The following is a 22,980-nucleotide window of genomic DNA, read 5'->3' on the forward strand; positions in this document are numbered from 1 at the left end:
CCACACCCGTTCCCATGCCGAACACGGAAGTTAAGCTCTTCAGCGCCGATGGTAGTTAGGGGCTTCCCCTTGTGAGAGTAGGACGTTGCCAGGTAGATATTTTATTGTTCCGCAGTAGCTCAGTGGTAGAGCTATCGGCTGTTAACCGATCGGTCGTAGGTTCGAGTCCTACCTGCGGAGCCATTGCTTCCATAGCTCAGATGGTAGAGCACTTCCATGGTAAGGAAGAGGTCACCGGTTCGAGCCCGGTTGGGAGCTTATGAAAATAGAATGGCCCGTTGGTCAAGCGGTTAAGACACCGCCCTTTCACGGCGGTAACACGGGTTCGAATCCCGTACGGGTCACCAACTAATTAACTTATGGATTAAGATAGATTATATTTGGAGGATTAGCTCAGCTGGGAGAGCATCTGCCTTACAAGCAGAGGGTCGGCGGTTCGATCCCGTCATCCTCCACCATTAGAAATTTTGTATTAAAATAATAGGCCGGTGTAGCTCAACTGGTAGAGCAACTGACTTGTAATCAGTAGGTTGGGGGTTCAAGTCCTCTCGCCGGCACTGTTTTACTATATGGAGGGGTAGCGAAGTGGCTAAACGCGGCGGACTGTAAATCCGCTCCTTCGGGTTCGGCAGTTCGAATCTGCCCCCCTCCACCATTTAATTGTTTCAGATAAACGAGTAGGAACGGGTAACCATTTCATAATTTGTTTGTCTTTATTTATGAATAAATTACTATAAAATGGTCATATTAAGTAATACATAATCTTAAATTTGATGGGCTATAGCCAAGCGGTAAGGCAACGGACTTTGACTCCGTCATGCGTTGGTTCGAATCCAGCTAGCCCAGCCATATTTGAGCCATTAGCTCAGTTGGTAGAGCATCTGACTTTTAATCAGAGGGTCGAAGGTTCGAGTCCTTCATGGCTCATAATTTGCGGAAGTAGTTCAGTGGTAGAACACCACCTTGCCAAGGTGGGGGTCGCGGGTTCGAATCCCGTCTTCCGCTCCATATTTACATATTTGGGGCCTTAGCTCAGCTGGGAGAGCGCCTGCTTTGCACGCAGGAGGTCAGCGGTTCGATCCCGCTAGGCTCCACCATATACTATTAATACAACAATGTTTAAACCATAATTTGAAATTTATGGTTTTTTTATTTGTCTAAAAAATGTGAATTCGTAATTTGGTAATTAGTGTTATACAAGACCATAGTATTCTTACAGTTATACCTCCACTCTTAAGTCACTCTTAATTAGCGTTATATTTGTGTTGTTTTAAAAAAAACACCAACTGTTGCCAGAAATTTGTTAAAATAATTATAATGGGATTATTTTTTCAGATAAGACATATTTTTCATTTATAAATAAATGATTAATTATATGAGATTGTTGTTCGACTTATAGGAGAATTATTTCTATGAAAGTCCGGCGCATCGCTATGTTGAAACGCTAGATGAATAGGGGCCTTCGAGACTTATAGATGAAGAATGAAAATACTTATGTATATTGACAGCTATTTTTACAATTCTGTCAAAAAGCAAGATAATTTTTTTATATCATCAAAAAGTGAAACTATATGAGACGTTAATCGTATATAAAGAGACCCGCAAAGTGCGGAGGTATGTAGAATGGAAATGTTAGTAAAGAAAAGGATTAAACAGGTAAGAAAAGGAGATCAAAATGCTTTTGCGGAGATAGTTGATATTTATCAAGATAAAATTTATCAATTATGTTATCGCATGCTTGGAAATGCTCATGAAGCTGAAGATATTGCACAGGAGGCGTTTATTCGGGCATATGTGAATATCCATACTTATGACATGAGCAAAAAATTCTCGACGTGGTTGTACCGTATTGCAACAAATTTATCAATTGACCGTATTCGTAAAAAAAAGCCTGATTATTATTTAGATGCAGAAGTTTCTGGAACAGATGGACTAACTATGTATTCTCAAGTTGCAGCTGATGTCGTATTACCTGAAGATGAACTTGAAACTGTAGAGCTTCAAAAAACAATACAAAATGAAATATTAAAACTACCTGATAAGTATCGGGCTGTTATTGTTCTAAAGTATATTGATGAGCTTCCCCTAAAAGAAATTAGTGATATTCTTGATATTCCTGTTGGAACTGTAAAAACTAGGATCCATAGGGGTAGAGAGGCATTAAGGAAGCAATTAAGGCATTTATAATGAGGTGAGATATATGAGTTGTTCTTCTGAATTTGTGCATCTACTGCATAAGTATATGGACCAAGAACTCACAACACAAGAAGAGGAAATGGTGAAGGACCATCTTCATTCTTGTCAAGAATGTTATCAGCATTTCCATGAACTAGAAAAGACTGTTGCTCTTGTGCAAAGTACATCACATATTGAAGCACCGAGAAACTTCACTCAGTCAGTAATGAGCAATCTTCCAAGGGAAAAACGTACAGTTTCCTGGAATCGTTGGGTAAAGGGGCACCCACTCCTTTCTGCTGCATCTTTATTTATACTACTAATGACGGGAAGCTTGTTTTCAGCTTGGAATGAAGACCAAAACTTTAGTGTTTCCAAGCAGTCAAACCTTGTCGTTGAGAATAGTCAAGTAATTGTTCCAGAAGGAGAAGTAGTAAAAGGAGATGTAACAGTAAAAAATGGTTCTTTAAGAATAGAGGGTACAATTGAAGGAAATGTTACCGTAATAAATGGAGAGCAATACCTAGCTTCTGCAGGACATGTAACTGGTGAAATAGAGGTTATTGATGAAATGTTTGAATGGCTTTGGTATCATATGAAATCACTATCCAAAGATGTCGTAAATGTACTAAACTAAGGAATAGGGTCATCGGTTCGGTGACCTTTTTCATTGTATATAAAATACTGTTAGGTAATAATGTTATTTAGTGACATAATTGTCAAAAAAGTATTTTGTCTTTCGAAAAGCGCAGGGGCTTGCCCATCGACATACAACTTGGAGCGCATAGGCTAAAGATTTAGGAAACGTTGTTGAATTCTTAGGGAGATGACCTGAAGTTTGTTTAAAAGTTAACTACCGGAGTTAGACAAGCTCACCACCTACCGTGGAAAGCGAGTGTTGTAAGAGGAGACCAATCGATAACGCCAACTATGTATAAAGAAACATTGTCTACGAAACAACCTAATAGTTAAAAATCTTATGCCTTTGTGCATCATGCTATTGGAATGATATAATAAGCAAGAATTAAAAAGAATGTTGTTATACAGCCGTTAAGTCCAACAGAAAGAGGTTGGGACTTAGTTTACATACTAGAGTTTTACTCATGGAGGACGAGTGAATGGGATATGAAGAAATATTACATTACCTCGGCATAGCTGTTGATATTCTCCTTGTGTGGTACGTTATTTATAAACTAATTATGGTTGCAAGGGGAACGAAGGCTGTACAGTTATTAAAAGGAATAACCGTAATAATCGTAGTCCGTATGTTAAGCCAATACTTAGGCCTAAGCACCTTACAATGGCTTATGGACCAAGCTTTAACATGGGGATTTTTGGCAATTATTATCATTTTCCAGCCAGAGCTGCGCAGAGCATTAGAACAGCTAGGAAGAGGAAGGATTTTTTCACGTGGTGGTGTATCAGGTGAAGATGAAGTAGATGTTGCAATAGAGTCAATTTTAAAAGCAACCGAATATATGGCTAAAAGACGGATCGGTGCTTTAATGTCTGTTGAAAAAGAAACGGGGATGAATGATTACATAGAGACGGGGATACCGTTAGATTCAATGATTTCCTCGGAACTTTTAATAAATATTTTTATTCCTAATACTCCGTTACATGATGGAGCAGTCGTTATCCAAAGGAATCATATAGCTGCAGCTGCATGTTATTTACCACTTTCTGAAAGTCCATTTATTTCTAAAGAACTTGGTACAAGGCATCGGGCTGCTCTCGGAATTAGTGAAGTTACAGATAGCTTAACAATTGTTGTTTCGGAAGAGACAGGCAGTGTATCTGTTACTAGGAATGGTGAGCTTCATCGAAATCTAACACAAGAAGATTTACGAGAAGTATTGGAAAGAGAACTTTTATTGGTTAATAAACCAGTTTCCTCAAACCGTTGGCAATGGAGGGGAAAGAAAAATGGATAGATTAATTGAAAATCGATGGGTGATGAGAATCATTGCATTGTTCTTGGCATTAATGTTATATGCATCAGTAAACATCGAGTCAGATTCGTCAAGTAACCAATCACAGTCACCTTTTTTCTCTTCATCAACGACTGATAAAGCTACTGTTACTGAAGTCCCTGTCGTTACATATTTTGACCAAGAAAATCTTGTTGTGACAGGAATTCCAGAATATGTTAAAGTCAATTTAGAAGGGGATAGAAGTGCACTAACAAAGGCGCGGCAAACAAAGGATTTTGAAATTTATGCTGATTTAAATAATCTCTCAATTGGTACACACCAAGTAAGATTGAAATACAAAAACATACCTGGAAATTTAACAGCAACGATAAACCCTTCTGTAATAACGGTAACAATAGAAGAAAAGGTTGCAAAGGATTTCCAAGTAGAAGTTGATTTATTAAATGAAGATAAGCTTGAGGAAGGCTACACTCCAGACCAGCCGATAGTAAACCCAAATAGTGTTAGGGTTACAGCTTCTCAGAATATTATTGATCAAATCTCCAGTGTAAAAGCAGTAGTTAATTTAGAGGAAGGCACTGAGACGATTAATCAGGAGTCGAGAATTACAGTATATGATAAAGATGGTAGAATTTTAGCTGTTGAAGTTGAGCCATCCGTAGTTGATGTTACTGTTCCAATCAAGAGTCCAAGTAAGTCACTGCCATTTAAAATCAACCGTGAGGGCGAATTGGGTAAGGGACTTAGCATTTCTAGTATAGACCCGGAAGTAAAAGAGATTACTGTTTTCGGGCCGTTGGATGTTATCGATGAACTTCAATTTATTGATGGCTTAAGTATTAATCTAAATACTATTACAAAGGATACAGTCCTTGAAATTGATGTTCCAATACCAGAAGGAGCTAACAAAGTAACACCTGAAAAGCTTAAAATAAATGTAGACGTTGATGAACAAGAGGAGAAAAGCTTTAAGGCTCAATCAATTAAACCAGTTGGATTATCTAACGGGAAGATTATTGATTTCATAGACCCAGACTCTGGTAAAATTGATATTACCATTCTAGGTGCATCTTCCGTTATAAAGGATATTGATGCATCAGACATAGAACTTTATATAAATTTATCAGACATTAGTGATGGTGAACATGACATAGATGTATTCGTTAATAGTCCACAAAATATCACATGGGAACTACAAAAAAAGAAAGTAAAAGTGAAAATATCTTCAGATTAATCGTTGAAGAATTCAAAGGAGCGAAATAAATGGGTAAGTATTTCGGAACAGATGGTGTAAGAGGAGTAGCAAATAGTGAATTAACGCCTGAGTTAGCATTTAAAATTGGCCGTTTTGGTGGATATGTATTAACAAAAAATATTGAAAAGCCTAAAATTATCATTGGCCGTGATACACGTATTTCAGGACATATGCTAGAAGGTGCACTAGTAGCCGGATTACTATCAATCGGAGCTGAAGTTATGCGCTTAGGAGTTATTTCAACTCCTGGAGTAGCATATTTAACTAAAGCATTAGGAGCACAAGCAGGGGTAATGATATCAGCTTCACATAATCCAGTGCAAGACAATGGGATTAAATACTTTGGTCCAGATGGATTCAAGCTAACGGATGAACAAGAATTAGAAATTGAATCACTAATGGACAGTGAGGAAGATACTTTACCAAGACCAGTTGGTGCACAACTAGGTCAGGTAAATGATTACTTTGAGGGTGGTCAAAAATACCTGCAATATTTAAAGCAAACTGTAGATGAAGAATTTACTGGGGTACATATTGCACTTGACTGTGCTCATGGAGCAACATCATCACTAGCTACACATTTATTTGCAGATTTAGATGCTGACGTATCGACAATGGGTACATCTCCAAATGGACTTAATATTAATGATGGCGTTGGTTCTACACACCCTGAAGCATTGGCTGAATTCTTAAAAGAAAAAGGTGCAGATATAGGACTTGCCTTTGATGGAGATGGGGATCGCTTAATTGCCATTGACGAGAACGGGGACATAGTAGATGGTGACCAAATTATGTATATTTGTGCGAAACATCTCAAAAATGAAGGACGCTTAAAAAAGAATACTGTTGTATCAACAGTGATGAGCAATTTAGGTTTTTATAAAACGTTAGAAACTCATGAAATTAATAGTGTCCCTACAGCAGTAGGTGACCGTTACGTTGTAGAGGAAATGAGAATTAATGACTATAACCTAGGTGGAGAACAGTCTGGACACATTATATTCTTAGATTACAATACTACAGGTGATGGACTTTTAACTGGTTTACAACTAGTAAATATCATGAAAATAACAGGTAAAAAGCTATCAGAGCTAGCTGGTGAAATGAAGAAATATCCTCAATTATTAATAAATGTCAAAGTTACAGATAAACATCATGTGACTGAGAATGAAAATGTAAAGAATATAATTGAGACTGTTGAAGCAGAAATGGCGGGGAATGGACGTATCCTCGTTCGACCTTCTGGAACGGAACCATTAGTTAGGGTTATGGCAGAAGCGCCTACAGAGGACAAATGTAGAGAGTATGTTGAAAGAATCGTGGAAGTAGTTAAACAAGAAATGGGTATGGAATAAAATAAAACGGCGGGGAGACCCGTCGTTTTTGGTGTATAAGCAGATATTCATTATTAACATAAAAATAATTGATTCATATAATGCACTAAATCGTTGTTTAATAACGATTAATTGTAAGTGGTTGGAAAAATTGATTGACGATTTAATTTGATTTGGTGTATCATTAAATTTGTATTTTTACGAATACTAGAAAGGTGGGTAGTAAGGTTACACAACTTAAAAGCGCCTGAACTAAGTGTGAACGGATAAATAACACTTAGTTGACGAGGATGGGGGTTATCGAGTTTTCGGCGGATGCCTCCCGGTTGCATGGTTACAACCGTAAGTTCTCCCTTAAAGCAAAGAGGTAACTTTTTGTACAAAGGGGAGAATGTAGCCTTCCAAATTATAAACATGTGTGAGGGGACAGTGAATGTCTCCGAAAAACAAGACAACTGTCCCTTGGAACACCAATGGGAGGAAACAAATTATGTGCGGAATTGTAGGATATATTGGACAACAGGATTCTAAAGAAATCTTATTAAAAGGTTTAGAGAAACTTGAATATCGCGGATATGACTCTGCTGGTATCGCGGTTATGAATAAAGATGGCGTTCACACGTTTAAAGAAAAAGGGCGTATAGCTGAACTGCGTCAAGCAGTAGATTCAAATGTTGAAGCACAAACGGGTATTGGACACACTAGATGGGCAACACATGGTGTACCAAGCCGTATAAATGCACACCCACATCAAAGTGCATCAACACGCTTCACGATTGTGCATAATGGTGTAATAGAAAACTATGCTATTTTAAAACGTGAATATTTACAAGATGTTCAATTAACGAGTGATACGGATACTGAAGTAATTGTTCAAGTAATCGAAAAATTCGTGGCAAATGGCCTTGGGGTTGAGGAAGCTTTTAGTCAAGCGTTATCGATTTTAAAAGGTTCATACGCAATTGCCTTATTAGATGAACAAAATCCAGATATGATTTTCGTTGCGAAAAATAAAAGCCCTCTATTAGTAGGTGTTGGTGATGGATTTAATGTAGTTGCATCTGATGCGCTGGCAATGCTACAAGTAACAGACCAATACCTAGAAATTATGGATAAAGAAATTGTTCTTGTTGAACGTTCGAAGGTTACAATTAAGGATTTACAAGGAAATGTGGTTGAACGTACTCCTTACACAGCAGAGCTTGACGCAAGTGATATTGAAAAAGGAACATATCCTCATTACATGTTGAAAGAAATCGACGAGCAGCCAGTAGTCATTAGAAGAATTATTGAAAAATACCGTAATGATGATGGTGGGCTAACTGTTGATCAAGATATAATTAACGCAGTTAACGATGCAGACCGAATTTATATTATTGCAGCAGGAACAAGTTATCATGCTGGTTTAGTAGGTAAACAATTTATTGAAAATTGGGCGAAAATTCCTGTGGAAGTTCATATCTCAAGTGAATTTTCTTACAATATGCCTTTACTTTCTGAGAAACCTTTATTTATCTTTATCTCACAAAGTGGAGAAACAGCAGATAGTCGTGCAGTACTAGTTCAAGTTAAAGAGTTTGGACATAAATGTCTAACGATTACGAATGTCCCTGGTTCAACATTATCACGTGAATCAGATTACACACTTCTGTTACATGCTGGTCCTGAGATTGCAGTTGCATCAACAAAAGCATATACAGCACAATTGGCTGTATTATCAATATTAGCTGCAGTAGCCGCATATGGAAAAGGTCGTTCACTAGAATTTGACTTAACAAAAGAACTTGGAATTGTCGCAAATGCAATGGATGTTCTCTGTGGTCAAAAAGAAGAGATGGAAGCTATCGCAAGTGAATACCTCTCAACTACAAGAAATGCATTCTTCATTGGTCGCTCTGTTGACTATTATGTTGGACTAGAAGGAGCGTTAAAGCTTAAGGAGATTTCCTATATTCAAGCAGAAGGTTTTGCAGGTGGAGAACTTAAGCATGGAACAATTGCATTAATTGAAAATGGTACACCAATTATTGCTCTTGCTACACAAGAACATGTTAACTTAAGCATTCGTGGAAATGTAAAGGAAGTTGTAGCTCGTGGTGCGAATCCTTGTATCATCTCTATGAAAGGATTGGAAGAGGAAGATGACCGTTTCGTCATTCCTAGCATACAGCCACAATTAGCTCCACTTGTAGCTGTTGTTCCATTACAAATTATCTCTTATTATGCTGCTCTACACCGCGGTTGTGACGTAGATAAGCCACGTAACCTTGCGAAAAGTGTAACAGTAGAGTAAAAATATCTTTACTAAAGGTAATATTTATATAGCTGTTACTTTCCTCTTCCCCATGCTAAAAAGTCGGTACCTACTGCTAAATAGTTGGTATCCAAACTGAAAAGGAAGCGGGAAGAGCTGCGGGCAAACAAATATGTATGTAACATTTACTCAACTGCAAAATCAATCAAAAATCGGGCTGGATCCAATCGTGATTCAGTCCTTTTCTTTTCGTCCATTACTCCTTCAATCCCTTGTTGAATAAGGGTTTCAATCGTTTCTCCAATACAAAAATCCGTAGGATTTCCAATCTCTATTCAGTGTGTTTCCCAACCGTAAAACCGTCTCAAAATGGCCTCGTTTTCCGTCTTTTCTCCTGATTCATTCCTCCATTATCGGTACGAACTATTTAACATTATCCGAATATTTGATACAAGCCAGACAGCTAAATTCGGGTCATTTTCGGGAAGAACTATATAACATATTGGAAGGAAGAAAAAAGGCGAGATAAGAGGGTCTTGGCTTAGAGCCGCAAGGGATTGAGGAGAGTGAGAGGAAGGCGGGGAAGGACTTTTTTGCAGGACAATAAATGATGAAGTTAGAATTATTATTTCTAATCAATTTGACTATATCAGTAATGGTATGTGGAGATGCAAAGAATCGCTGTTTGATCATAAAGATTCTCCATAAAATCTCGATATTTTCTTAGTAGGATAATAAAAAATGAGGTGATTTTATGGAATGGCTACAATTATTGATCTTATTAATTTGTCCCTTGATGATGATTTTTTGTATGAAAGGGATGTTTGGTCACAAAAATCATGACCATCATTCAAATTCTTCAAACAATTTGAATGATAAAATGCTAAATCTTGAGTTGGAGAATAAAAAGTTAAGAGAAGAAATTGAAGCTCTTTCTGCAATGGTGAAAAAGGAATCATGAGTAAAAGGCTGTTACTTAAAGTAGCAGCTTTTTACTTATCATTTCTAATAATTTAAGTATCAATTATAATTTTCTGCATAAAATCTCGACAGATTTGTCGTAATTTTATGGTTGAACGATTTGATAGGCAAACTTAGAGGTGAGGACAAGATGGATTATTTACAGCCACTAGATAGAGTAGCAATTGAATTTGGACCATTTACAATATACTGGTACGGTATTATCATCGGAATAGGTATATTATTAGGTTGGGTATTTGCAACAAGGGAAGCAAAAAAATTAGGGCTTTCTAAAGATACATTTTCTGATTTATTGCTTTGGGTTATTCCAATCTCAATAGTAAGTGCTAGGATTTACTATGTTCTTTTTAAATGGGACTATTATTCTCAAAATCCTGGGCAAATATTTGCGATTTGGGAAGGTGGCATTGCCATACATGGAGCTTTAATTGGTGGTGTTGTAACAGCCGTTGTTTTTGCCAATAAAAAGGGAATTTCATTTTGGAAATTGGCTGATATTTCCGCACCTAGTATTATTCTTGGGCAGGCAATAGGACGTTGGGGAAACTTCATGAATCAAGAAGCACACGGAACTGAAGTAACGAGGGGCTTTTTAGAAGGTATAAATCTGCCAGATTTTATTATTAATCAGATGTATATAAATGGTTCTTATTATCATCCAACATTCTTGTATGAGTCATTATGGAATTTATTGGGGTTTGTTCTATTACTAATTGTAAGAAGACTTAATATAAAGCGTGGTGAACTTTTTCTTATCTATGTTATTTGGTATTCGATAGGGAGATTCTTTGTAGAAGGTTTGAGAACTGATAGTTTGATGTTAACAGACTCTTTGAGAATCGCTCAAGTCGTCTCATTATCATTAATTGGAATAGCAGTAATCTTAATTTGGTTTAGACGTTGGAAAGGATATGCAAAGTTACAGTACGGAAAAAGGTCAAATTAATTTCCACATAAGGGATTGGAGGTAATTTTAAGTGAAATTAAAGCATTTTATTGTTATTGCTTTAACTTTTTTAGCATTAGTTGCTTGTAGTGCAAATGAAGACAACGCTTTCGAAGAAAACGAAGAAAAAAATATTAAGGAGTTAGTGAACGATTATAGTCTACGAAACATTAAAGATCAGTCAGCATCTATTACTTCACATGAACTCATTGCAACTGATCGTAATGGAAATAAAGCAAGCTATGATTTGCCGAAGGAGGAATTTTTCGTTTCCATTGCTCCTTATATTGAGCAAACCCATCCTTGACAAATTCATAACTTGACAGGTTGTCAAGGTGAGTTGGTAAATAAAGAGTTTGATGTTTATATTGAAGACATCGAAGGGAATGTATTAGTAGATGAAAAATTAAAGTCCCAGTCAAATGGCTTTATTGATATATGGCTACCAAGGGACAAGGAGTATCGTATAGAAATTAAGTATGACGATAAGAAAGTAGAATCAGAATTCTCCACTTTTGAAAATGATAATACTTGTATTACAACCATGCAACTAATGTAGTAAAGCAATAAGTTGGAAGCCTCGTTTGAGAGGTTTCCTTTAATTTTGATATAAATTATGTGAATTTTTAAATATATCCTTCAGATAATAATATTTAAACTAAATCAAAATAGCCATTTACACATGATTCGGAATATTCCTAATTGATAGAGGGGAGTTAGAGGTTTTAAATTACAGGAGGATAGGAAATGTATGAATTCTTTAGCAAAATAAGCTATATGCTCAGTAAACCATTTTATAATATGGTCAATACAACAGAAGGAATTCCTATTTTATTTGCTTTCGTTTTAGGGATTGTGGGGGCCTTAACACCCTGTCAATTTACTGGGAACCTAGGTGCTATTACATTATACGGAAATAAATCAGTACAGAAACAAATAGCTTGGAAAGAAATTATATTTTTTATTCTTGGTAAAATCTTTGTTTTTACTATTCTAGGTATTACTGTGTGGATGCTCGGAAATGAGTTTAAATCCATCTTAGCCCTATACTTTCCATGGTTTAGAAAAGTTGTTGGACCTATATTAATCCTGATTGGTCTTTTTATGCTCGATGTTATTCGATTCTATAAATCTTTCGTTTTAGGATCAATACCAGAGAAATTTATAAAAAAGGGTAATTTAGGTGCTTTTCTAATGGGAGTGAGTTTTACCCTTGGATTTTGTCCTACTATGTTTGTTTTATTTTTCGTAACATTAATACCTGTAACATTATCTGTGTCATATGGAGTCTTTCTTCCTGCTATTTTTGCAATAGGAACATCTTTACCACTTTTACTAGCTCTTTTCCTCATTTGGTATTTTGAGTTAAGTGGGAAGTTGGTTAAGAAAAAAGGTAGAAAGATTGGTGTAATTGTTCAAAAATTAGCGGGAATGATCATGCTTATTTTAGGTATTTTAGATACACTGACTTATTGGTAATCTTGAAAAAATCTTATGGTTAATGAATACAGTGAAGGTTAATTGGTGGGACTAAAAAAGGGTCATTGGGAAGCGGTCTGCATAAAATGCTTTAGTAGAGGTTTTTTCATGAATTTAGATTAATGATCTAAATTATGATGTCAGTGAGGCGATTAAAGTGTGTATAACTAATAATTTTATGGAACATCAGGCTTATAAAATAAGCGAGGAAATAAGAAAACATTCGTTATATAAAGTGGTAAAGGTAGAAGTGTTTGGGGTAAAAATTTTGAGTTCCCGCAACAAGCTGAACAATGGAATGGGAAGGATTTTATTACGAAAATAATCCTACAGGATAGGAAAGGTGCTTTATTTTCCATAAAACCTGACTATAGCGGCTTGAGATTTGCAAAAGGAGAAATAACTTATAAAGAATACAATAAAATACAGAAAAAAGAGGATGTAAAAGGAGTTATTTATTTATCGGGCATTGTCGCTTCTTTTATGTTGGCAATGTTCATATTGATGAAGTTTTTAACTTAAAAGCTATTTTATATTTATTAAATTTTATTCAAGGGATATCCAAAGTTTGGGATATCCCTTTTCAAATTAAATATGCTCATCATGATTGTGTTGCTGTTCTGTATTTTGTTGTTTTTCTTGTTGCTTGACTGGATCTGGAGTATACACACTTGTGATTGTATCAGGTATTGCTGTAATAACTAAAATAATTGAGATAAGGGAAGAGATAAGATAAACCCAAGCCGCAGGACGGTTTCGTGACCATTTCAGTTTGGCGACTCTTATAAACCATACAGACAAAATCAATGAAATAATTAAAAATACTAAACTTATACTTGGTGGTAAAGACAACAAACCTGTACCTATTGTAGTAAGACCGAGTGCAATTAAAAGAGTATGTAGCCAGTGGTGAGACGAGGCTATAATGGCAAACAATACTGATCCCACAGCTTTTAAAAGGGGTCTTTCCTTTTTATTCTTTGAATAGTTATGATCTTTGATCATGCACTTCCTCCATCAATTTATACTAATGATACAAATAAAAACAAAGGGGACGATTGACATGAGAGTAATTGGGCTTAACCCCCTTTCTTTTTAATTTAATAAATATATAAGTGTCGCAATTACACCGATTCCAATTAACAAAGTCCAAAACTTTGACTTAATGGAAGTATTTTGAGGATGATTGTCTTGCTTAGAGTGGTGACCACCACAACAACCCATTTTATAACCCCCTGTCTTTTTCAAAGGTAATTTTTATCATGTCTATTATTAATAAAGGATGTGGAGAAATTGTGGATTCTAAATGAAAAAATGATGAATTCACAAATTGTTCAAACAGCCTTTTGGTATTTATATCAAACTTAACTTGGCAAATTGTACTTACATGATTTAAAAACTGAAAGGATAACTTTGATAAATTAAAATAGCATCAGCAAATTTTTTGGGGTCATTTCTATAAGTAAATTAATATCTACCCAAAGAATAATATCGAACAACCATTATAAATTAGATAAACAAGCGGAGTTCAGAATTTATAACCTTTTTAAGGTGTAAAAGATGTTTTATGCACAAATTCTGCAAACTTTTTGGATAAAATATATTGTATAAAAGAAGGAGGGAATAAAAAATGCAGAGAAAAAGTAAACAATCAATTCTATTTATTTTGTTAGCATCACTATTGTTAGTTCTTGGTGCATGTTCAAACACAGAAGATGAAACTCAAAATACCAACGAGAAAACAGAAAGTACAAACCAAGGAACAACAACAAACGAAGAGGAAAATGAGGAATCAGGTAATGGAGAAGAAGAAATGGAGGGAATGGATCATGCTGGAATGAATCACTCTGGTTCAAGTGAAGTACCAGAAGGTTTAGAGGAAGCGGAGAATCCAACCTATCCAGTTGGTAGCAAGGCAATAATCAATGCAAGTCATATGCCAGGAATGGATGGAGCTGAAGCCACAATCTCTGGAGCCTTTGACACGACGGTTTATACAGTTACATATACGCCTACAACTGGCGGAGAACCAGTCGAGGATCATAAATGGGTCATTCATGAGGAACTTGAAAATGCGGGTGATGAATCGTTTCAAACAGGTGATGAAGTGGTATTAAATGCAGAACATATGGAAGGTATGAAAGGTGCAACTGCAACAATTGATTCTGCTGAACAAACAACAGTCTATATGGTAGATTACACGGATACTGAAACAGGGGAAAAGGTAACGTATCACAAATGGGTAACAGAAAGTGAATTATCTCCAGTAGAATAAAAACGAGGAGGCGGTTCTCTTGTTTATATACGCAAAACAAGAGAACCGCCTCACGTTTTGTATTAAAATACGAAGTTAGAACAAATTAAATCTATATTCCATAAAAATTGGGTAATATAATTAATTTTATTTTACTTTTCACAAATCAGTCACTTTACATAGGGTACGGGGGTATACTATAATGTAATCGAGGAGGAGGAGTGAGATGGATCCCGAATTAGAAAATGAGATGATTTCAGAGGATAGTTGCTGTACACCTTCACATGGGAGAATGAGTCATCACTCAGAAAAAACGAAAAAGAACCTTGTGACCCGATTGAACAGGATTGAAGGTCAGATTCGGGGCATAAAAAGATTAATCGAAACGGATACTTACTGTGATGATGTGATTACTCAAATCTCAGCTTCACAAGCAGCTCTTAATGGTGTTGCTAAAATTCTTCTTGAAGCACATATGAAAGAATGTGTAGTCAATCGAATTCAAGAAGGTGACATGGAAGTTTTAGATGAAGTATTAGTGACCATACAAAAATTAATGAAAAAGTAAAAGGGGACGTTAAATATGGAAAAAGTAACTTTAAATGTAGAAGGTATGTCTTGTGGACATTGCGTGAAATCAGTAGAAGGAAGCGTTGGAGCACTTAATGGAGTTTCAAGTGTAAAAGTCGATCTGGAGAATAAAAAAGTAGACGTTGAATTTAATCAAGCTGAGGTAACATTAGATAAAATCAAGGAAACCATTGATGATCAAGGATACGAAGTAAAGTAAATTGAAGATGGGCTGTGCTTAAAGCACGCTCTCTTTTTCAAAAAAATATACCCTAGGTAGGTATGAGGTGATGGGGATGAGCGAAAAAGTTATTGAAAATCAATTCCAAGTAACTGGCATGACCTGTGCAGCCTGTGCAACAAGAATTGAAAAAGGGCTGAAAAAAATGGATGGAGTCAAGGATGCCAATGTAAACCTTGCTTTAGAAAAAGCCATGGTCCAGTTTGACCCTGTTATGATGAGTCCTTCAGATATAACGAAAAAGGTAAGAGATCTTGGATATGATGTTGTAACAGAAAAAAGGGAATTGGTACTAACTGGTATGACTTGTGCAGCCTGTGCAACAAGAATTGAAAAAGGTCTTAATAAAGTCGATGGTGTTCTGCAAGCAACTGTTAATTTGGCTTTAGAAAAGGCATCTGTAGAATATAATCCATCAGCAGTTACAACAAAAGAGTTAGTTCAAAAGGTTGAAAATCTCGGCTACGGAGCGATGGTAAAAAGCGATGAAAATGAAAAAGAGGCCGTAGATTATCGTCAAAAAGAGATTGAAAAACAGACAGGGAAGTTTATATTCGCAGCTATTTTATCACTTCCGTTACTGTGGTCTATGGTAGGACATTTTAGTTTTACTTCTTTCCTTTGGGTGCCAGATGCATTTATGAACCCATGGGTACAAATGGCCTTGGCAACACCTGTACAATTCTTTATTGGAAAACAATTTTATGTTGGAGCCTATAAGTCATTGAAAAATAAGAGTGCCAATATGGATGTACTCGTAGCTCTTGGTACATCGGCTGCTTATTTTTATAGTGTTTATTTAGCAATAGAATCGCTTGGAAGTAATGCACATTCAGTTGGACTTTATTTTGAAACAAGTGCTGTCTTAATCACATTAATTATTCTTGGAAACCTATTTGAAGCAAAAGCAAAAGGACGTTCATCAGAAGCGATTAAGAAATTAATGGGACTACAAGCAAAAACAGCAACAGTCATTCGAAATGGAATCGAAACCACTATTCCTTTAGAAGATGTTGTGGCTGGCGATATTTTATTAGTAAAGCCTGGTGAGAAAGTTCCTGTTGATGGAGAAGTTTTGGAAGGGACCTCAGCACTGGATGAATCAATGCTCACTGGTGAAAGTGTCCCCGTAGATAAAACAGTTGGAGATAGTGTAATAGGGGCAACTATTAATAAAAATGGATTTTTGAAAATTAAAGCGACAAAAGTAGGAAAGGAAACAGCCCTATCGCAAATCATTAAAATTGTAGAGGAAGCACAAGGATCAAAAGCTCCAATTCAACGGATGGCTGATCAAATTTCCGGTATCTTTGTTCCAATTGTGGTGGGAATAGCGGTTATTACATTTATCATCTGGTATTTCTGGGCTGATCCAGGAAACTTTACTGCAGCCCTAGTAAACCTAATTGCCGTTCTTGTCATTGCATGTCCATGTGCTTTAGGTCTAGCAACACCAACCTCCATTATGGCAGGAACCGGTCGAGCTGCCGAATATGGGATTCTATTTAAAGGTGGAGAACACCTTGAAATGACTCATAAAGTCAATACAGTCATTTTAGACAAAACAGGAACGATCACAAATGGTGAACCTGTTTTAACAGATGTGATAACGGAGCAAGATGAGACAGAGTTCTTATCTCTTGTTGGTTCGGCTGAAAAACAATCAGAGCATCCTCTTGCACAAGCAATTGTTGAAGGAATCGTAGAGAAATCCATCCAGTTCAAAGATGTTTCTGATTTTGAAAATATACCTGGATATGGAATCAAAACGGTAGTGGATGGAAAAGTGGTTCTTGTAGGAACTCGTCGTCTTATGAAAAAATACAATGTCGAGATTGATAATGTATTAGATAAGATGGAAGATCTTGAGAAACAAGGGAAAACAGCTATGTTAGCAGCCGTTGATGGAAGATATGCAGGGATTGTTGCAGTAGCAGATACAATTAAAGAAACATCTACTTCCGCCATTAAACGGATGAAAGACATGGGACTTGAAGTGATTATGATTACGGGTGACAACAAAGATACGGCAAATGCAATTGCAAAACAAGCTGGAGTTGATCATGTAATTGCCGAAGTTCTCCCAGAAGGGAAAGCAGAAGAAGTGAAGAAACTTCAAGCTCAAGATAAAAAAGTGGCCATGGTCGGGGATGGAATTAATGATGCCCCAGCACTTGCTACTGCTGATATTGGTATGGCTATTGGTACGGGTACAGATGTAGCGATGGAAGCAGCCGATATTACCTTGATCCGTGGGGATTTGAACAGTATTCCAGACTCCATCTTAATGAGCCATAAAACAATGCGAAATATTAAGCAAAACCTTTTCTGGGCCTTAGCTTATAATTCAATTGGCATTCCAATTGCGGCGTTTGGATTCTTAGCTCCATGGCTTGCCGGTGCTGCAATGGCATTTAGCTCTGTTTCGGTTGTACTCAATGCTCTACGATTACAAAAGGTCAAACTATAGGAGTGTCGTATATGAAAAAATGGGTATTATCTGCCCTGGCTTATTTAATAGTCGTTGTGGGTGCTTATTATGCTTATTCAATTGTAAGTCCTCCTGTAGAGGATCAAGAACACACAAATATAGAACAACATAATGAATAGTTAACTGATTTTAAGAATGGCCCCTATTTGGATAGAGGCCATTCTTGTTATAAAAAATGCAAAGTTTTTTCATAAATAAATGAGACACTAAAAAGGATGTTTATGAGGTAGGTGGAACGAATTGAATACGAATGAAAAAATTAAAAGAAGATATAATAGAATTTCAAGTATATATGAAGTTATGGATAAGATGATTAAAGCAGAGTGGAGATTGAATTTACTATCTAATATATCTGGAAATGTTCTTGAAGTGGGAGTCGGGACGGGGGCTAATTTCCCCTTTTATCCAACCTATACAAAATCACTAACAGGTGTTGACTTTAGTAAAGGGATGCTAAAACAGGCCCAGGAGAAATTAGTAAAAGGTAGGTATCCATTTCCGATTCGATTAATGGAAGCAGATATACAGGAATTGCCGTTTCCAGACGATATGTTCGATACAGTGGTCTCTACTTGTGTATTTTGTTCCGTTCCGGATCCTCTTTTGGGTTTAAAAGAGTTGAAAAGAGTTTGTAAACCAAATGGACAAATACTGCTGTTGGAGCATGTGAGAAGTGATCAAATGTGGGTTGGTATTGTAATGGATTTGTTAAATCCTTTAACGGTAAGATTATGGGGAGCCAATATTAACCGGGAAACGATCAACACGATCGAACGATCAGGTCTCAAAGTTGAAATGAATAAAAATTTAATGGGGTCTATTTTTAGAGAGTTATCGGTTAGTCCCAATAAATGACGTTTGGAAGAGCCATATTATGTTTAATAATTATAAACGATTTACGACTTTGATAGGATAATTAATCTTCAAAAGGGGATGATATTTTCTGTAAAAATCAAAAGGAGGATTTTGGAAAATGCCTGTGACCTATGAAGAATGTATAAAAGCATGTTTGGAATGTATGGAGGCATGTAACGGATGTTATGATGCCTGTTTAAAAGAAGAGGATGTAAAAATGATGGCAGAATGTATCCGTTTGGATAGAGAATGTGCGGATATGTGTGCATTTGCTGCAAAGGCAATGCAATCAAACAGCCCATTTGCAAAACAAATTTGTCAACTTTGTGCAGAAATTTGTGAGGCATGTGGCAATGCGTGTAAAAATCATGAACATCATGAACATTGTCGTAAATGTGCAGAATCTTGCTTTAGATGTGCAGAAATTTGCCGTCAAATGGCTTCTTAACATTTCATTGTTCAAAACGAAAGGATTGGTGGTATTCCAATCCTTTTATTTGTCACGATTATAAACTATTCATCATATTTTTTGCCTTCTCAGTATCCTGCATCATGCCCCCATCCCCATGACAATCATTATACATTTGCTCTAATTCATTTGTTGATAATTCTGGGTGCATTTTTTCCATAAATGGTTTCATTTCTTGGAAGCCATCCGTTTGAGCATAGGCAAATCCTGCCCCGCCTAGCAGAATGGCTCCTGTTAATAGCCCGATAGCTAATTTCTTTTTCATTTGTTTCATCTCCTTCTTAATTATATTTTTATATTAACGTAAAAGTTTGCAGAGATTATGCAGAAACTTTGTGGAACTTGTTAAGATTGTACATGAATTTATTGGATACATATTTATCATGAACTAATAATAAGCGGATCCACATCTTCGCCTCCACCGACTGTTTCAATTGTGATTACTACTTGATGGGGTAAGCATACAATAGCAGGACCTGGTTTTGAAATATAGCCTGTATTTACACAGATTTGTTCAGGACATGTAGAAGATTCAATCCGAATCTCCTCGTTATGCAACTCCACGGTATTTGGATTACATTCAATCTCAGGTATGTTTAACCTTTCAGTACCTTTATGTCCAGTTAATGTGACCCGTTTCACTTCCTCATTTCTACTGGAAATAACAGCGACATATTCTGGATTTTCAGTTGTTGCCTCTACTTTAGCCTGCTGATAGCTAAAAATAGAAACGGGGATAAATGAAATGACTAATAATAAAACAGTAATAATAATGTCCCATCTTTTAATCATTTGAAGTGCGTTTTTCAAAGGGTTCATCTCCTTGCAATTCAAATATGGATAGGCCTAAGACTTCCACTTATATCCGACACCCCAGACGGTTTGTAAATAGTCATCTGCTGGAAAACCTGCTTTTCTTAGTTTTTCACGTAAATTTCGGACATGAGAGTCAATCGTGCGATCCTCGGTTGAAACATTATATCCCCATACCGATTCAATCAGATGATCCCTAGAAAAAACCCGATTTGTGTTGGTTAAAAAGAGGTTCAACATCCCAAATTCTTTCGGAGTTAAAGAGATTTCTTGATTTTTATAAAAAAGCTGATGAGAATCTTGAATTAGGGTAAGTCCTTTAAATGAGATTTGCTCTGGTTGTTTTGTACTTCTTCTTAGGACAGCTTCAATTCTAGCTACTAACTCTTCTTCATCAAAAGGTTTAGATATGTAATCATCCGCACCTATATTAAGACCTCTTATAATGTCTGCTTTGTCGCCTAACGCTGTGAGCATAATAATTGGAATATCCCAATTTTTCCGTACTTCCTGACATGCTTCTAACCCACTCATATCAGGCATCATAATATCTAATAAAATAAGATCAACCGTATTGGACTCCAAAAATTTTAGAGCTTCTCGTGCAGATTCTTTTTTAATACACTGATAGCCCAGAGGGGATAAGTACAACGATAATAAATCAAGCATCATTGGTTCATCATCTACAAGTAAAATGGTTTTCAATTTTGATCCTCCTTGAAAATTAATTCGAATGTTGTCCCAACATTCTCTTTACTTCTCACTTGAATATCGCCTCCATGGGCAAGGATAAGTTCTTTGATTATTGCAAGACCAAGCCCTGTACCTCCGAGAGAACGTGTTCGGGATTTATCCACTCGATAAAAACGGTGAAAAATATAGGGAAGATCCTCCTCTGGAATTCCCTTTCCATTATCTTTAATGGAAATATAAATTTCCTTTTTTTGTTTCCAAGCTGTTAAAGAAACGGTCGAACCTCTGTTTGAGTATTTCATGGCATTATCTAATAGATTCATAAAAATTTGTTCAAGTCTTAATGAATCAGCTTTTAATAACAGATTCGGTTGGCAGTTTATAGTAAATTTCATTTCATTCTCATGAAAAATAGGAGAGAACTTTTGATCCATTTTAGTGAAAAATTCGTTTAAGTTGATTAACTCTTTTTCAATGATAAACGTATTTTGATCTATTTTTGCAAGTTCAAATAGCTCTTTGATTAATTTGGCTAAACGATCTGATTCTTCCACAATAATAGATAAATATTTACCCTGTTCTTCTTTGGATAAATTCCTTTTTTTTACAATATCAGCATAGCCCTTTATATAAGTAAGAGGAGTCCGAAGTTCATGTGAAATACTAGCTAAAAATTGACTCCGTTCTTTTTTAAGATAGTTTAAATCTGTCGCTAATAACTTGATTGATTTTGCTAGATCCCCTAATTCATCTTCTGATGTATGAGGGAGAGGAACGGAAAAATTACCTTTACTAATTTGTGATGTTGCTTCTTTCATTTTAATAAGAGGTCTAGTAATCCCCCTCGATAAGAAACAAATGATAATAATCGTAAAAATAACTGAAATCAAGCCTGCAATCAAAAAGTGTTCATTCAAGGAATGAATTAAAATACGTACCAACGCAGTATCTTGAAACATATAAACATACCCGGAAACTTTTTGATCAATTTGAATGGGACTAACTGTCGCAATATATGGTTCCTGCTCCCATTTTTCTTCTAAAACCTGTCCATCATTTGGAATAGGGGTTAAAGGGGCTTCTATATACCTTCTAAAGTTTTCAACCGGGGCCGAAGAATCTAGTATCTCCCCTGACTCATTTGTTATGATTACGTCTGTATTGGATTCAGATTCCATCAAAACGACATGATCAACCATTTCATCATCGAATTGCTTTTCAAGAATAGCCTTGTGAGAATTCCCCCTCGATTTTAATGTTTGTAGCTCTTGTTCTATTCTCGAGTCCACAATTTCGGCATGCAAAAAGAAAAACATAAATGTAATTAAACCAAAAATTACAACAAAAAATAAGATGCCTAGTTTTACTGAAAGTTTCTTCATTACGATGATCATTCTCCTATTTCCATGTATGCTTAGCCTACGATAAAATTTTGAAGATTTTGTGCAGAAATTGTGTAAAGGTCGGTACATTATTATTTTACACCAGAAAGATAAAAAAACCGCTGAAGCATCAGCAGTTCTAATATTAGTCTTCTTTATAATAGTTGCCTTTTATAAAAAGTATCTACTCAATTTAATGATGTTCTATATGATTTTGTTCATTAGGGGCTTCAATATCGCTAAAAATCGGGTCTAATTGGTTAAGTAAAATAAAAATAAAACTATATAGAATAATGATAAACAGTGGATGATTATAGAAAGTCGCTTCTTTATTACTGACCTCTTTTTGTATCAAATGAAGGAGAATTAGTAAAGTAGATAGAAATAGAAAAATCATGATCTTAACAATTGCATCACGATACTCTACCGTGATCATTTCCCCAAGCATGGCTCCCATCATGCCTCCCATAATCCCGGATAGCATCCCGTCAAGAACAGCTATAATGCTTACTGGTAAACCAGTCAAAAATCCAATCAGAAAACCTGCAGCCATTCCTAAAATGGTAGCAATAAAAAAGTTGTCCGAAATTACAATTCCTACAATAACTCCTACAGTGAGACCGACACTCATACCAATTGACATAGCTATCATCATGCCAGTCATATTAGTGAATTTCTTTCTATGGTAAGTTACCTTATAAATAACAAGAACTGAGAGCGAGAAAATTGATATAAGAATTAGAAAAAGTGATACTCCCATTTTTTACTCCTTTATGTCTTGTCCGATATTATTAACTATATGTGATTGATGGCTAGGAATATTCAAAGTCTATTTATTAAATATAGGTTATAGT

Annotated in this window: 24 protein-coding genes, 10 tRNA genes and 1 rRNA gene; 28 read left to right on the forward strand and 7 right to left on the reverse strand. The window is 36.0% G+C overall.

Annotation, left to right across the window (positions count from 1 at the left end; all coding sequences use genetic code 11):
• From rrf to J2S19_RS17410, 21 genes are all read left to right on the forward strand, one after another.
• Positions 1–94 (forward strand): 5S ribosomal RNA (gene rrf / locus J2S19_RS17310); the annotation flags it as partial.
• A gap of 14 nt (positions 95–108) precedes the next feature.
• Positions 109–183, forward strand: a tRNA-Asn gene (locus J2S19_RS17315).
• Positions 184–185: 2 nt separating this feature from the next.
• A tRNA-Thr gene (locus tag J2S19_RS17320) sits at positions 186–258 on the forward strand.
• A gap of 14 nt (positions 259–272) precedes the next feature.
• Positions 273–347 (forward strand) — tRNA-Glu (locus J2S19_RS17325).
• A 35-nt stretch (positions 348–382) separates the two neighbouring features.
• A tRNA-Val gene (locus J2S19_RS17330) sits at positions 383–458 on the forward strand.
• 26 nt (positions 459–484) lie between these two features.
• A tRNA-Thr gene (locus tag J2S19_RS17335) sits at positions 485–557 on the forward strand.
• 14 nt (positions 558–571) lie between these two features.
• A tRNA-Tyr gene (locus J2S19_RS17340) sits at positions 572–655 on the forward strand.
• A 119-nt stretch (positions 656–774) separates the two neighbouring features.
• A tRNA-Gln gene (locus J2S19_RS17345) sits at positions 775–849 on the forward strand.
• A gap of 5 nt (positions 850–854) precedes the next feature.
• Positions 855–927 (forward strand) — tRNA-Lys (locus tag J2S19_RS17350).
• Positions 928–933: 6 nt separating this feature from the next.
• Positions 934–1,008 (forward strand) — tRNA-Gly (locus J2S19_RS17355).
• A gap of 13 nt (positions 1,009–1,021) precedes the next feature.
• Positions 1,022–1,097 (forward strand) — tRNA-Ala (locus J2S19_RS17360).
• 526 nt (positions 1,098–1,623) lie between these two features.
• On the forward strand, positions 1,624–2,187 hold the full coding sequence (sigW, locus tag J2S19_RS17365; protein ID WP_307344402.1) for an RNA polymerase sigma factor SigW: 564 nt from the start codon (positions 1,624–1,626) through the stop codon (positions 2,185–2,187).
• Positions 2,188–2,200: 13 nt separating this feature from the next.
• Positions 2,201–2,812, forward strand: a complete 612-nt coding sequence (locus J2S19_RS17370; protein ID WP_307344403.1) for an anti-sigma factor family protein — start codon at positions 2,201–2,203, stop codon at positions 2,810–2,812.
• Positions 2,813–3,293: 481 nt separating this feature from the next.
• Positions 3,294–4,109 (forward strand): diadenylate cyclase CdaA, encoded by an 816-nt coding sequence (gene cdaA / locus J2S19_RS17375; protein ID WP_307344404.1) that lies wholly within the window; start codon positions 3,294–3,296, stop codon positions 4,107–4,109.
• On the forward strand, positions 4,102–5,343 hold the full coding sequence (locus tag J2S19_RS17380; protein WP_307344405.1) for a CdaR family protein: 1,242 nt from the start codon (positions 4,102–4,104) through the stop codon (positions 5,341–5,343). The genes cdaA and J2S19_RS17380 overlap by 8 nt, the downstream gene beginning before the upstream one ends.
• Before the next feature lie 29 nt (positions 5,344–5,372).
• Positions 5,373–6,719, forward strand: coding sequence for a phosphoglucosamine mutase (gene glmM / locus J2S19_RS17385; RefSeq protein WP_307344406.1), 1,347 nt, complete (start codon positions 5,373–5,375; stop codon positions 6,717–6,719).
• Positions 6,720–7,188: 469 nt separating this feature from the next.
• On the forward strand, positions 7,189–8,991 hold the full coding sequence (glmS, locus tag J2S19_RS17390; protein WP_307344543.1) for a glutamine--fructose-6-phosphate transaminase (isomerizing): 1,803 nt from the start codon (positions 7,189–7,191) through the stop codon (positions 8,989–8,991).
• Between the two features lie 715 nt (positions 8,992–9,706).
• Entirely contained in the window at positions 9,707–9,913 is a 207-nt protein-coding gene (locus J2S19_RS17395) for a DUF2933 domain-containing protein (RefSeq protein ID WP_307344407.1), read from the forward strand.
• 150 nt (positions 9,914–10,063) lie between these two features.
• Entirely contained in the window at positions 10,064–10,879 is an 816-nt protein-coding gene (lgt, locus tag J2S19_RS17400; RefSeq protein WP_019156595.1) for a prolipoprotein diacylglyceryl transferase, read from the forward strand.
• Positions 10,880–10,910: 31 nt separating this feature from the next.
• Entirely contained in the window at positions 10,911–11,438 is a 528-nt protein-coding gene (locus J2S19_RS17405; RefSeq protein ID WP_173391084.1) for a CueP family metal-binding protein, read from the forward strand.
• A gap of 188 nt (positions 11,439–11,626) precedes the next feature.
• Entirely contained in the window at positions 11,627–12,358 is a 732-nt protein-coding gene (locus J2S19_RS17410; RefSeq protein WP_307344408.1) for an urease accessory protein UreH domain-containing protein, read from the forward strand.
• A gap of 588 nt (positions 12,359–12,946) precedes the next feature.
• Here J2S19_RS17410 and J2S19_RS17415 read toward each other — a convergent pair.
• Both J2S19_RS17415 and J2S19_RS17420 read right to left on the reverse strand, forming a co-directional pair.
• Positions 12,947–13,363 carry a hypothetical protein gene (locus J2S19_RS17415; RefSeq protein ID WP_307344409.1) on the reverse strand — a complete coding sequence of 139 codons (417 nt, stop codon included), beginning with the start codon at positions 13,361–13,363 and terminating at the stop codon, positions 12,947–12,949.
• A gap of 90 nt (positions 13,364–13,453) precedes the next feature.
• Complete coding sequence (locus J2S19_RS17420) at positions 13,454–13,582, reverse strand: hypothetical protein (RefSeq protein ID WP_307344410.1); 129 nt, start codon at positions 13,580–13,582, stop codon at positions 13,454–13,456.
• 406 nt (positions 13,583–13,988) lie between these two features.
• Here J2S19_RS17420 and J2S19_RS17425 point away from each other — a divergent pair, with 406 nt between their 5' ends.
• The 7 genes from J2S19_RS17425 (at position 13,989) to J2S19_RS17455 (ending at position 19,217) form a co-directional block, all read left to right on the forward strand.
• Positions 13,989–14,633 carry a YdhK family protein gene (locus J2S19_RS17425; RefSeq protein ID WP_307344411.1) on the forward strand — a complete coding sequence of 215 codons (645 nt, stop codon included), beginning with the start codon at positions 13,989–13,991 and terminating at the stop codon, positions 14,631–14,633.
• Positions 14,634–14,838: 205 nt separating this feature from the next.
• Complete coding sequence (locus tag J2S19_RS17430; RefSeq protein WP_019156587.1) at positions 14,839–15,180, forward strand: metal-sensitive transcriptional regulator; 342 nt, start codon at positions 14,839–14,841, stop codon at positions 15,178–15,180.
• A 15-nt stretch (positions 15,181–15,195) separates the two neighbouring features.
• Positions 15,196–15,402, forward strand: a complete 207-nt coding sequence (gene copZ, locus J2S19_RS17435) for a copper chaperone CopZ (protein WP_019156586.1) — start codon at positions 15,196–15,198, stop codon at positions 15,400–15,402.
• Between the two features lie 76 nt (positions 15,403–15,478).
• Entirely contained in the window at positions 15,479–17,893 is a 2,415-nt protein-coding gene (locus tag J2S19_RS17440; protein ID WP_019156585.1) for a heavy metal translocating P-type ATPase, read from the forward strand.
• Between the two features lie 11 nt (positions 17,894–17,904).
• Positions 17,905–18,033 (forward strand): hypothetical protein, encoded by a 129-nt coding sequence (locus J2S19_RS17445; protein ID WP_019156584.1) that lies wholly within the window; start codon positions 17,905–17,907, stop codon positions 18,031–18,033.
• Between the two features lie 121 nt (positions 18,034–18,154).
• The gene (locus J2S19_RS17450) at positions 18,155–18,769 is read left to right on the forward strand and encodes a class I SAM-dependent methyltransferase (RefSeq protein WP_071396575.1); all 615 of its coding nucleotides are present in this window, start codon (positions 18,155–18,157) and stop codon (positions 18,767–18,769) included.
• A 118-nt stretch (positions 18,770–18,887) separates the two neighbouring features.
• A complete protein-coding gene (locus J2S19_RS17455; RefSeq protein WP_071396574.1) occupies positions 18,888–19,217 on the forward strand; it encodes a four-helix bundle copper-binding protein in 330 nt (109 codons plus the stop codon).
• A gap of 58 nt (positions 19,218–19,275) precedes the next feature.
• On the opposite strand, the gene J2S19_RS17460 is transcribed toward J2S19_RS17455, so the two are convergent.
• The 5 genes from J2S19_RS17460 to J2S19_RS17480 all read right to left on the reverse strand — a co-directional run bounded on the left by J2S19_RS17460 (position 19,276) and on the right by J2S19_RS17480 (position 22,886).
• Positions 19,276–19,503 carry a hypothetical protein gene (locus J2S19_RS17460; protein ID WP_019156581.1) on the reverse strand — a complete coding sequence of 76 codons (228 nt, stop codon included), beginning with the start codon at positions 19,501–19,503 and terminating at the stop codon, positions 19,276–19,278.
• 116 nt (positions 19,504–19,619) lie between these two features.
• A complete protein-coding gene (locus J2S19_RS17465) occupies positions 19,620–20,048 on the reverse strand; it encodes a NusG domain II-containing protein (protein ID WP_084786894.1) in 429 nt (142 codons plus the stop codon).
• Between the two features lie 36 nt (positions 20,049–20,084).
• Positions 20,085–20,756: a response regulator transcription factor gene (locus J2S19_RS17470; RefSeq protein WP_071396572.1), complete on the reverse strand. Its 672-nt coding sequence runs from the start codon at positions 20,754–20,756 to the stop codon at positions 20,085–20,087.
• Positions 20,753–22,126, reverse strand: coding sequence for a sensor histidine kinase (locus tag J2S19_RS17475; RefSeq protein ID WP_307344412.1), 1,374 nt, complete (start codon positions 22,124–22,126; stop codon positions 20,753–20,755). Before J2S19_RS17475 ends, J2S19_RS17470 begins: the two co-directional genes overlap by 4 nt.
• A gap of 193 nt (positions 22,127–22,319) precedes the next feature.
• Entirely contained in the window at positions 22,320–22,886 is a 567-nt protein-coding gene (locus J2S19_RS17480) for a hypothetical protein (protein ID WP_071396570.1), read from the reverse strand.
• Positions 22,887–22,980 lie beyond the last annotated feature (94 nt).

Source organism: Metabacillus malikii (assembly GCF_030813355.1).
Classification (GTDB): Bacteria; Bacillota; Bacilli; order Bacillales; family Bacillaceae; genus Metabacillus; species Metabacillus malikii.